The sequence below is a fragment of the Rodentibacter trehalosifermentans genome, assembly GCF_002000545.1.
GTDB classification, from domain to species: Bacteria; Pseudomonadota; Gammaproteobacteria; order Enterobacterales; family Pasteurellaceae; genus Rodentibacter; species Rodentibacter trehalosifermentans.
In genome coordinates, this window is record NZ_MLHL01000045.1 from 24,406 (window position 1) to 36,010 (window position 11,605).

9 protein-coding genes are annotated in these 11,605 nt (G+C 42.6%); 4 read left to right on the forward strand and 5 right to left on the reverse strand.

What is annotated here, in order from left to right:
* Nucleotides 1-8: 8 nt before the first annotated feature.
* A complete protein-coding gene (locus BKK52_RS08375; RefSeq protein WP_077478488.1) occupies nt 9-2,783 on the reverse strand; it encodes a TrlF family AAA-like ATPase in 2,775 nt (924 codons plus the stop codon).
* The gene (locus BKK52_RS08380; protein ID WP_077478489.1) at nt 2,783-5,662 is read right to left on the reverse strand and encodes an SNF2-related protein; all 2,880 of its coding nucleotides are present in this window, start codon (nt 5,660-5,662) and stop codon (nt 2,783-2,785) included. Before BKK52_RS08380 ends, BKK52_RS08375 begins: the two co-directional genes overlap by 1 nt.
* Before the next feature lie 304 nt (nt 5,663-5,966).
* On the opposite strand from BKK52_RS08380, the gene tyrS reads away from it, so the two are divergent.
* The 4 genes from tyrS to BKK52_RS08400 all read left to right on the forward strand — a co-directional run bounded on the left by tyrS (nt 5,967) and on the right by BKK52_RS08400 (nt 10,347).
* Entirely contained in the window at nt 5,967-7,154 is a 1,188-nt protein-coding gene (gene tyrS / locus BKK52_RS08385) for a tyrosine--tRNA ligase (RefSeq protein WP_077421894.1), read from the forward strand.
* A 126-nt stretch (nt 7,155-7,280) separates the two neighbouring features.
* A complete protein-coding gene (locus BKK52_RS08390) occupies nt 7,281-8,207 on the forward strand; it encodes an aminoimidazole riboside kinase (protein ID WP_077474575.1) in 927 nt (308 codons plus the stop codon).
* A gap of 66 nt (nt 8,208-8,273) precedes the next feature.
* Nucleotides 8,274-8,885: a glutathione S-transferase N-terminal domain-containing protein gene (locus BKK52_RS08395; protein WP_077474576.1), complete on the forward strand. Its 612-nt coding sequence runs from the start codon at nt 8,274-8,276 to the stop codon at nt 8,883-8,885.
* Nucleotides 8,886-8,892: 7 nt separating this feature from the next.
* On the forward strand, nt 8,893-10,347 hold the full coding sequence (locus BKK52_RS08400) for a glycoside hydrolase family 32 protein (protein WP_077474577.1): 1,455 nt from the start codon (nt 8,893-8,895) through the stop codon (nt 10,345-10,347).
* Nucleotides 10,348-10,397: 50 nt separating this feature from the next.
* Here the strand turns inward: BKK52_RS08400 and BKK52_RS13335 are convergent, their stop codons facing one another.
* The 3 genes from BKK52_RS13335 to BKK52_RS08410 all read right to left on the reverse strand — a co-directional run.
* The gene (locus tag BKK52_RS13335) at nt 10,398-10,541 is read right to left on the reverse strand and encodes a membrane lipoprotein lipid attachment site-containing protein (protein ID WP_122983457.1); all 144 of its coding nucleotides are present in this window, start codon (nt 10,539-10,541) and stop codon (nt 10,398-10,400) included.
* 67 nt (nt 10,542-10,608) lie between these two features.
* Nucleotides 10,609-11,253 (reverse strand): bifunctional phosphoribosyl-AMP cyclohydrolase/phosphoribosyl-ATP diphosphatase HisIE, encoded by a 645-nt coding sequence (gene hisIE, locus BKK52_RS08405; RefSeq protein ID WP_207551842.1) that lies wholly within the window; start codon nt 11,251-11,253, stop codon nt 10,609-10,611.
* 12 nt (nt 11,254-11,265) lie between these two features.
* The coding region (locus BKK52_RS08410) for a DUF2726 domain-containing protein (RefSeq protein ID WP_077478490.1) at nt 11,266-11,605 on the reverse strand (340 nt) is incomplete at its 5' end.

Here is an 11,605-nt window from a genome sequence, read left to right on the forward strand (position 1 = left end):
TGTTTCACTTAATTAATTAAATCCAAATCTTCAAGTATTCGCTTGTAACGCTGATAGAATGCAGCTCTACCACCTTCCATGATGTTACAAATTCGTTCTCGTACAGCTCGTTCTTGCAATCCACCAGCATCATTTTGTTGAATTTGCCCACCAGTGAACACCATTGGCAACACCAATTCCGCATCACCATTAACAACAATATTTGGATTATGAGTCACAATGACAATCTGACGACGAAACTTATTATTACGAATTTGATCAACAACCAATTCTGAAATTAGCGCATTATCAAGGTCGTCTTCAGGCTGATCTAGCAACAATGGCTCATTACCATGCGACAACACAAAAGATAAAATTGAAGATGTTTTCTGTCCCGCAGAAGCTCGCTCCAATGATTGGAATGAATCATGCTTATTACGCCTAAATTCTACTTTTACCAAGTCGTGGGGAAACCATTCTAACAACGCATTCTCATCATCATGGCTAAGTTTGCCTATTGCGGTAATAAGCTTGCCATGCACGACTTGACCTAGAATATTATTACTGCGTTCCAAAAGACCTATTTTTAAGTTTGCAACTCTTTTATGTACTGGGTCATAAATATCATTACTTACCAATCTGCTAAGCAATCCTGTTTTATTTCCACTATCATCTATAGCAAAAATATTTTCTTGGAAGGAAGTTGCTTGCAATCTTAGAATTGAACGAAACGCATCGTTGGATTGTTCTATATCTGCCTGTCCACAAATTGTAATTCTTAAATTTGGATTATCAGCAAGAACATTATCCACAAAATTCTGACGCAATTTTGTCAATTCTCTACGATGCATATCTAACCGTGCATAAGCTTTAATAGTTTGTCTCCGCACATTAATTAAAGCATCTTGCTGATCATTTATTTTGGTTAGCTCAGCCTCCAACTCTTGCTTTCTTTTTAGGGCACTTTCAGCTTCTTGAGCTGTGCCTATACCCTCTGCTTTCAATCTGGCCACTTCGTTTTGATAATTAGAAATTGCTAAACTGGCTTGCTGAAGGCATTCAATAACCGGTTGGCTTTGCTTAAATACATCAACTTGCTGCCGCATCTCCCCAGCAATCTGAATTATATGTTGATATTTTGCATCTAATTCATTTATCACCATTTCGGCTTGTTGCTGAATCTTAGAAAGGTCTGAATCTTGCAAGGGAATATCCCCAAGCCTAATTTGTTTATAAATATTTTGTTGTAATACTGAATGAATCCCATTAATAGGGGCTAAGAGCTGCCCAACAAAATCACTAACTATATTCTGAGCTTTCTGATTTTCTTGATATTGCTTAACCTGCTCAGCTATATTGGACTGTTGATACGCAAGTGTCTTACGAGATATTTCTCGATATTCTGTTTCCAGCTCCGCTTTTTTTCCAACAGACGACATCAACGTGCGCTCTTTAAGACGCAACTCTCTTAAGTCTTGACATAATTTTTTATATTCTTCTTTCCAACCATGAAATCCAACCTCAGGCGCTCTATCAATATAATTAAGCAAGGCACTGGGGCGCTCTGCCAATTCAAAAATCTGTTTTTGACTAAAAACTTTAACAGGGAAAATTTTTGCGGCTTGTTCAACACTCAATCCAGTATCTTGCCACATATCACCTTCTAGCCGCTGCGCTTGAAATTCATTAGGCGTCCATGTGAAAGAATATGTTTCCTTAGTGCCTGCCGATGGATCGTACTTTTCAACGTTGGCTTTCAATACCGTATCTTGCCGCACCATCCCAGAATTACCCCGTTCTCCTCCTAAAGCCCTGAATCGATTAAATGCACGAACGACATCACTCTCATCTGAATTACCAAGTTCCCGAATATCTACTTCGCGCGCAACAGCCAATCGAAGCGCTTCTAATAATGTTGATTTCCCACTTCCTCTACCTCCAATAATGGCATTAAACCAAGGACTAAAATCAATGCTCAAAGACTGCCGTCTTAGGTGAAGTTGCTCTATTTGCAAAGAAGTAATTCTACACAAAGGCACCTTAGGTTCTTTTTCTGATTGCAATAAAGAACTTTCTGGGTCTAATAAAGCAAGCTTTAATCCCTCAATGTTGGGGCGTGCCATTTTCAACCAAACCCATCGTGTGCCTGCGTTACTTGTTTTATGAGCATCTGAGCCATTAACAATTACCCGTCTTTCAAGTTTGCCAGCGAAATGCTGAACGGCTTGGGCATTCCTGTCATGAATCTCAATAGCATCAGCTTTTTCCAAAACTTGTTCAATTACACGATCTGATCGTGGTGAGAATTCCCACGCTGTAGTCGTTGAGTTAAATAAACCATTTATCTCTTCCGCATGAGCCAGAACAACAACACCTCCATGACTATGAATATGATCACAAATAGCAGAAGCTCCCATATTACACATACCATGAGCATTATTTACCTCGTTATTGTATTGACTTAATGTCAATATCCCGTGAATCTTGGATGCAGATTCTGCTGGATCAAAAATTGCGAGAACATGAATCCCATCTGAACTTGTTAATTCAACTCCTGGGAATAAATACAAATCACGATAATCTGGATGCCGTGGCTGCTCGCTCTTCATTCTATTTAATTCATCTTTTAGACTATCAATCCAATTAGCACAGTTATGATCGGTAATAGCAACACAGTCCATGCCTGAGCGCATATAGGCAAGCAGCCAATCACGTGGTACCAACGCATTATCTCTGTAATCGCTTGATGCTGGCGTATGATTATGAAAATCAAACTTCCACCAATTTGATCCTGGATATCCCATTACTTCATCTCCCACTCAATAAAAAATAACTCTTTCTCTTCAACCTTTTGCTTTAACTGCTCTTCCAGTTGTTCAATCAGTTGGTTGCGTTGGTTTTCAATTTCATCCTGTTTGTCAAACAGTTCGCGGCGCTGTTTGCTGCGCTTGTTTTCCAGTTCGCGCTGTTTTTTCTGCCAAGCGAGCTTTTCTTCCAGCGTAGCGGCGGTGGCAGCGGTGCGGCGGGCTTCTTTGATTTCTCGGTCGGTTTCTTTGATGTCTTGCTCCAAGCCGTGTTTGAGGTCGTCCATCCAGTCGTCTAGTTTTTGCACTTCTTGCTCAAAGTAGCCGAGATTGCGGTTGATGGCGTCGTTTTGCAGTTGCTGGCGGCGGCGGTCGATATCGGCAGCCAAGGCCGTCTGAATGCTTGTTTGTGCGCTTGCACCGAGCACTCGGGCGGGCAGTTTCAAGAGTTTTTCGGGGTCGTCGGCTGCCAAGGCTTCGCCGCTGTCGGTAACGGCGGCAATCAGCAGATGCTGTTCGGTGTCTTTCAATGCGCTGATGCTGATGAGTTTGGCGGCAAGCTGCCCGCTTTGGCCGCGATAGGCTTGCAGCGTGCTGACTTTGCTGCCGTGTGCCTGATAGTCAAATTGCAGGCGCACGCTTGGGCAGGCGCGGTTTTTGGCGTGTTCGATGATGGCTTGCGCCAAGGGGTGGCCCATGCGGTAGAGATGGGCTTCGCCGCTTTTGCGCGGCAGCTCGTAACGCCCTAAGGCAACGGTGTTGAGGCCGTCTGAAAGGTTTTCAGGCAGGCTGTTGAGCGTAAACCCTTCTGCATCAAAATCGGCATGCTGTGCCAATTCGTTTTGGGTTAAATCCATCAGAATGCGTTCGTATTTTTTGAGTGCATCACGGCTTTGTTGGTCGCGGAGGCGCAGTTTGTCGCGTACTTCTTCGTCAAAGTTTTCCAGCAGGGTCTGGCGTGCTTTGACCATATTTTGGTTGATTTCGCCTGCCAGCTCGCGTTGCAGTTCGTTGAAGGCGGCTTTGATGTCTTCTGACTGCCTGCAATGCCGGTAAATATCGGCAATGCGCCGCTCGATGTCCACGCCGGAGCCGATGGCGCCCAATACTTCGTCGCTGGCGCCGAATACGCCGTTAAAGAGTTGAAATTTTTGCTCCAAGAGTTCGTACACGCGGGCGTCGGCTTCATTGCTTTCATCCACAAAATTGACCACGACCACATCGTGTTTTTGCCCATAGCGGTGGCAGCGGCCGATGCGCTGTTCGATGCGTTGCGGGTTCCACGGCAAATCGTAGTTGATGATGAGTGAGCAAAATTGCAGGTTGATGCCTTCTGCGCCCGCTTCGGTGGCGATCATAATCGTGCCTTGCTCTTTGAAATATTCCACCAGCGCGGCGCGGGTGTCGGCGGTTTTGGAGCCGGTGATTTTGTCGCTACCCTCGTGGCGTTTGAGCCAGTTTTTATAGATTTTTTGCGCTTTTTCATCGCTGTTGGTGCCGTTGAACAAAACGATGCCTTCGCCGTTTTCACCTGCGTATTCACTTGTCAAAAGGCATTGCAGCAAATAATCTTGCGTGCGCTTGGATTCGGTAAAGATAATGGCTTTTTGCGCGGCGCCCAGACGGGAAAGTTCGGCAAAGGCACGCTCAAGCGCGGTTAATAAGGCACGGCTTTTGGCGTCTTCGCGGATATTTTCGGCCAATGTTTTGAAGTGTTTGAGTTCTTCGATTTCATCGGCAATGGCTTGGTATTCGCCTGTCGTGAGAATATTGGTTTCAGTTTCTTCTTCCCATTCTTCGGCGGTTTCATCCAAGCTTTCATAGTCTTCATCGAGGATTTCCACCAAATCTTGCGGCTTGGACTGATCCAACACGCCTTGCAAGCGCTTGCTCATGGTATCCAAGGCGCCTGCAATGGCGCGGCTGCTGGAAGCAAGCAGTTTCCATAGCACCAAGGAAATCAGCTGCCGCTGACCTTCGGGCATGGCTTGCAGATTCGGGCGGCGCAGATAGTCGGCAACCAATGAAGAGAAAGCTTGCTCCTGCTCGGACGGCGTGAATCTTTGCACGATGGCAAGTCGCTGGGTATAGGGAACGTAGGCCTGAACTTGTCGGCGCAAAGTGCGTTTGCACACGGGATTTAAGCGCTGACGTAGGTTTGCCAAGGTTTGCTCGGTGGCTTTGGCACCGAACTGACTGCGGAAACTGTCCACATCGCCGAAAACGCGTTCGTCAATCATGCTGACTAGCCCGTAAAGCTCCAGCAGGGAGTTTTGCAAAGGCGTGGCAGTGAGCAGGACTTTACTGGAAACATTTGCCAGCGCCTCTTGCAAGGTTTTGCCGATGACATTGCCTTTTTTGTAGACGTTGCGCAGGCGGTGCGCTTCATCCATCACCACCAAATGCCAGCCGATTGCCTTAATATCTTCCGCCTTGGCTTTGGCAAATTGGTAGGAACAGATAACCGGCACATCTTGGCGAAAAGGGTTGCCGCCTTCTTTTTTGGCGGCGTTATAGCTTTTAGCTTCTAAAATCATGCCTTGCAGGCCGAATTTTTCCTGCAATTCTTGATGCCACTGTTTACGCAGGTTGGCGGGAGTGATAATCAGAATATGGCGTTTGCGCTCCGCCCAGCGCTGCAAAATCACCAAGCCTGCCTCAATGGTTTTGCCCAAGCCGACTTCATCGGCCAAAATCACACCCTTTAACAAAGGATTTTGGCAGGCAAACAAAGCGGCATCGACCTGATGCGGGTTTAAATCCACTTGCGAATCGACTAAAGTGCTTGCTAAAGAGTCAATACTACCATTTTCAGCCTGACGAGTAAGTAACCAAGCATAATATTTAGCTTGATGAGGAGATAATTGATTCCGATACATAGATAAATATCTAATTTTTTTACTTAAATGTTCACAATGTTAATATTTTACAGAAAAAAAGACAAACACTCTGACTAAATACAGTAATTGTGATAATTATTTGCATTTGTTTATTGACAAAGTATTTGATAATAATTATCATCTAATCATTCCAATAACAATAAGCTGGTTTCAGTTAAAAACACTCAGCGATAATCACTCCAACATTCCCGCCTATTTCCCCACAAATAGGCGTTTTTTTTATTCACAAATTTTTAAGATTCCCTATAATAAAGCACCTCAAATTATCATTAGGAAATAAACAATGACTGACATTAATACTGTTCTTACCGAACTTAAACGTGGTACAGATGAAATTCTTTCTGAAACGGATTTAATCGAAAAGCTCAAAGAAAACCGTCCGTTAAAAGTAAAATTAGGTGCGGATCCTACTGCGCCGGATATTCACTTAGGACACACTGTCGTACTTAATAAATTACGTCAGTTCCAACAACTTGGTCACGATGTTTATTTCTTAATTGGTGATTTCACCGGTATGGTGGGCGATCCTTCAGGTAAAAACACCACCCGCCCGCCTCTTAGTCGTGAAGATGTATTACGTAACGCAGAAACCTACAAAGAACAAATTTTCAAAATTCTTGATCCGCAAAAAACTAAAATTGTCTTCAATTCCGAATGGTTAGGTCAGTTAGGTACGGAAGGGATGATCCGCCTTGCAAGCAATTACACGGTTGCCCGTATGTTAGAACGTGATGACTTCAAAAAACGCTTCACCAATAATCAACCTATTGCGATTCACGAATTTATTTATCCGCTGTTACAAGGGCATGATTCCGTGGCACTTGATGCCGATGTAGAGCTTGGCGGTACCGATCAAAAATTCAATTTGTTAGTGGGTCGTGAATTACAAAAATCAGCCGGTAAAAAACCGCAAGTGGCTATCACAATGCCATTACTTGTTGGCTTAGACGGTGAGAAAAAAATGTCAAAATCCCTAGGCAATTATATTGGCGTTACCGATGCACCAAATGAGATGTTCGGAAAAGTGATGTCTATCTCCGATGAGTTAATGTGGGATTGGTATAATCTTCTTTCATTCCGCCCATTGAGTGAAATTGAACAATTAAAAGCGGATGTGAAAAATGGTAAAAACCCACGTGATGTGAAAATTTTACTCGCCAAAGAATTAATTGCCCGTTTCCACGATGAAGCAGCGGCAAATGCGGCGGAACAAGAATTTATCAACCGTTTCCAAAAAGGTGCAATGCCGGAAGAAATGCCGGAATTTACCTTTGCCGGTGAAATTGGTTTAGCTACGCTATTAAAAGATGCCGGTTTAGTACCGTCCACCTCCGAAGCCATTCGTGCCGCACAACAAGGTGGTGTAAAAATCAATGGTGAAAAAGTTGAGAATCTGAAAGAAAACGCACCAAAAGGCACGAATGTTTATCAGGTGGGTAAACGAAAATTTGCACGAGTAACGGTGGAATAATAAAAACACCGCTAAAATTGACCGCGCTTTTTGAAAGTGCGGTTATTTTTTAAGATGAATAATACAAATCCATACTTTTAATCATTAATGGGGCGATGGTTCGCTCCCGCTCAAAAAGGAAATACTATGAGTCAAAAAATTTGGGTAACCGGTGATGCCGTAGTGGATCTTATCCCGGACGGTGAGAATCATTATTTACGTTGTGCAGGTGGTGCGCCGGCAAATGTTGCCGTGGGTGTCGCACGTCTAGGGAGTGAAAGTGCCTTTATTGGTCGAGTGGGAAACGATCCTCTCGGTCAATTTATGCAAGAGACCTTAAATGCCGAAAATGTGGATACCGCCCATATGATTTTAGATCCGCAACATCGCACCTCAACGGTGGTTGTCGGACTTGACAATGGTGAACGCAGTTTCACTTTTATGGTGAATCCAAGTGCCGATCAATTTCTACAGACCAGCGATCTTCCTCCTTTTCAAGCCGGTGAATGGCTACATTGCTGCTCCATCGCCCTCATTAATAATCCATCAAGAGAAGCCACTTTTGAAGCAATTCGCCGAATCAAAGTAGCAGGCGGATTTTTCTCCTTTGATCCTAACCTACGTGAATCCCTGTGGTCTAGCCTAGAAGAAATGAAAACAGTGGTGATGGAAGCGGTTGCCTTGGCAGATGTATTGAAATTCTCCGAGGAAGAACTCACCCTTTTAACCAACACGGACAGTCTTGAAAAAGCCTTTGAAAAAATTACCGCACTTTATCCGGAAAAACTGATTATCGTCACCCTCGGCAAAGACGGTGCGTTGTATCACCTTGCGGGGAAAAAAGATGTTGTTGCCGGCAAAGCCTTAAAACCTATCGACACCACCGGGGCCGGTGATGCCTTTGTAGGCGGGTTATTAGCCGGACTTTCCCAACATGACAATTGGAAAGAAAATGATGTACTGATAAAAATTATACGTCAAGCGAATGCCTGTGGTGCGTTGGCAACAACGGCAAAAGGTGCAATGTCAGCTTTACCAAATAAAGCACAATTGGCTGAATTTTTAACAAATTAATCCTAAGGTGTGTGAGTTTATCTCACTCACCTTCTGTTAAAGTGCGGTCATAAACAGAGGTATTTTATGAAACTATGGTATTCTGATTCCAGCCCTTACGCTCGAAAAGTACGCAGTGTGATTCATTATCACCAATTACAAAATCAAATTGAATTTCTACAAGCGACAAGCGGAATGGATAAAAATTCGCCACACAATCAATATAATCCTCTTGGGCGCTTGCCTGCACTTCAAATGGCAAACGGCGAATGGTTATATAACAGTTCTCTGATTGCAGAATATCTCGATCATTTAGGTTCACAACCTTCACTTTATGATAGTGGAGAGCAACGTTGGCAAATCCTCCGCTTACATTATTTAGCTGATGGTATCTTAGAAAACGAAATATCGGTGATACCGGAAAAACGCCTACGCCCCCAATCAGAATGGTGGTTAGAACGCCATCAACAAATTTTTCAACGAACGGAACAAAGTCTTATAGCAATTCAAAAATCCATTGATTTATTCGGTGAAGAGCTCAATATCGGTACGATAAATACGGTTTGTGCCATTGATTTTCTACTATTCCGTAATGATTGGACTTACGCTACAAAGCATTCCGCCATGGAATCATTAAAATCATGGGCGGAAAAAATGAATGCCCGTTATACTTGTTTAAACGAAACTTACCCAAAATAGGACAACGATGATTATCTTCAACAACGGCAAATACAAAAGCATTCTCGCGGCACAACAAGGCGAGCTTGATAAAATACGTAAAACGGTAGAAAGCGACAAAGATTTCTATCCCAGCTACCACCTGGCACCACCCACCGGTTTACTAAACGATCCGAATGGGCTGATTTTTGATGGCGAAAAATATCACCTTTTTTATCAATGGTTTCCTTTCGATGCAATCCACGGAATGAAACATTGGAAGCATTTTATCACGACTGATTTCCAAACCTACCAAACCGCCGATAATTTAATCCCTTGTGAGTTATTTGAATCTCATGGTTGCTACTCCGGTGGGGCATTAAAAGTAGGTGATAAACTGGCGATGTTCTACACCGGCAATACCCGCCGCACAATAGATAATCAACGTGTGCCTTATCAAAATTTGGCGATTTTTGATTTAAACGGAAAACTGTTGAGCAAACGTCCGCTCATCGAAAATGCCCCAAAAGGTTACACTGAGCATGTGCGCGACCCGAAACCTTACTTCACAAAAGAAGGAAAAATCCGTTTTGTTTGTGGTGCGCAACGTGAAAATCTCACCGGAACAGCAATTATTTTTGAAATGGATCATTTGGATGATACGCCGAGATTAATCGGTGAACTATCACTCCCCGATTTTAATAATCAGCATGTGTTTATGTGGGAATGCCCGGATTTATTGACATTGAGCGGCAAGGATATTTTCATCTGGTCACCACAAGGTAAAGATCGCGAAACCCATCAATTCCAAAATAACTATCACGCAACTTATGCAGTTGGGCAATTAAACGGCAATGTACTAGATGCTGAACACATTGCCGAACTGGATCAGGGCTTTGATTTCTATGCTCCTCAAACCTTTAGTGGTTTGGAAAATAAAACAAGCACAATAATGTTTGGCTGGATCGGCTTACCGGATTTGACTTACCCGACCGATCAATTCAAATGGCACTCAGCCCTCACGATGCCACGAGAAATCCATCTTGAAAATAATCGCTTATACCAACGCCCGATAGCCAAAATTTATGAAAATATGACCGCACTTTCAACCCGGTTTTTGCAACAAAAAACTACTATTGAGGGTTTGGAGCGTGCCTATTTAAAATTTGATGCGGAAAATCAACCTTTCAACTTATCTTTCTTCACTAATGAAAAAGGCGAAACCTTGAAGCTATCCTATGAAAACGGATTAGTTTGTTTGGATCGCAGTCAATCCGAACAAACGGAATTGATGGAGAAATTCGGTGAACAACGCTATTGTGAAATCGTTGATCTTCGCACTGTGGAAATTTTCTTTGATCGTTCGATTATAGAAATTTTCCTCAACGATGGCGAAAAAGTAATGACCTCAAGATTTTTTATCAAAAATCGGGAAAACCTTGTGATTTCTGATCGGGCATTGAGCGTTGAAATTGGCTATCCCCAACCCATTGAATATATTTAACTATAACCAAAAAAATGCGGTCAAAATCGACCGCACTTTTTACACTGTTATTAACGATTTACGCCCCAATGACGAGTATCTTTATCAAATTTCATTCCTGAATGAGAGCCTTCCGAACCATTAAAATACACATCTTTATTAGCACAAGCTGAAACGATCAATGCACCGACAATAACGAATAATAATTTTTTCATACTACTTTTACCTTTACTTCAAAAAAACCGGTGCGAATTGTAACACAACACAGATTATTCCACAGCGTTATTTATTTGAACCTTCCGGATGTAACCCTATCCCTTTGTGGCGTTCTTGCAATTTTGCAATCACATCCTGCCATTCCAGCCCTTGATGATGTAATAACACGGTTAAATGATAAACCAAATCCGCCGATTCACCGATTAATTCTTCGGAATCACCTGTCATCGCTGCTAAAGCGGTTTCAACCCCTTCTTCCCCGACTTTTTGGGCGATTTTCTTCGTGCCTTTCGCATAAAGTTGTGCGGTGTAAGAGGTTTCAGGAGAGGCATTTCTTCGCTCAGCAAGCGTGCGTTCCAATTTACTAAACCACGTCCAATCCCCTTCCGATTGGGTGTCAAATTGATGAAAGCAACTTTCCTCTCCCGTGTGGCAAGTCGCTCCGATAGGATTGGCTAAAATCAGCAAAGTATCCTTATCACAATCTAAGCTCATATCCACCACATTTAAAAAATTGCCTGAGGTTTCTCCCTTTGTCCATAAACGTTGTTTGGTGCGTGAATAGAAAGTCACCCGCTTTTCATTTAAGGTTTTTTCCAATGCTTCATGGTTCATATAACCGAGCATTAGCACTTCGCACGTTGTTACGTTTTGGACGATAACGGGTAGTAAATTATCGACTTTTTGCCAGTTGATTTGACTTATCTCTATCATATTTAATCCTTATCTTAATTTATTTTGGTGATTATCTAAAAACAAAATCACTTTATTTAAATAACTCTGATCTTCTTTACCTAAAATTTCAATTAGTTCTATGCCTACTTTATTACAAGCATAACGTTTTCTTGTATCCCGATCTGTTGAATTATTTAATCGATGCCCTGTTCCTTGATATTCAATTACTAATACCGGCTTTCCAAAACGATCAATAATAAGAAAATCCGCTCTCAGTTGATTAATTGAAAAAAATGCTTTTCTTTCATCTTCGGAACAAATTCTTTCTGATTTTTTGGTTTTAATGAATCCTCCTAAACCAACCTGCGTAAATAAACGATATTTTTGT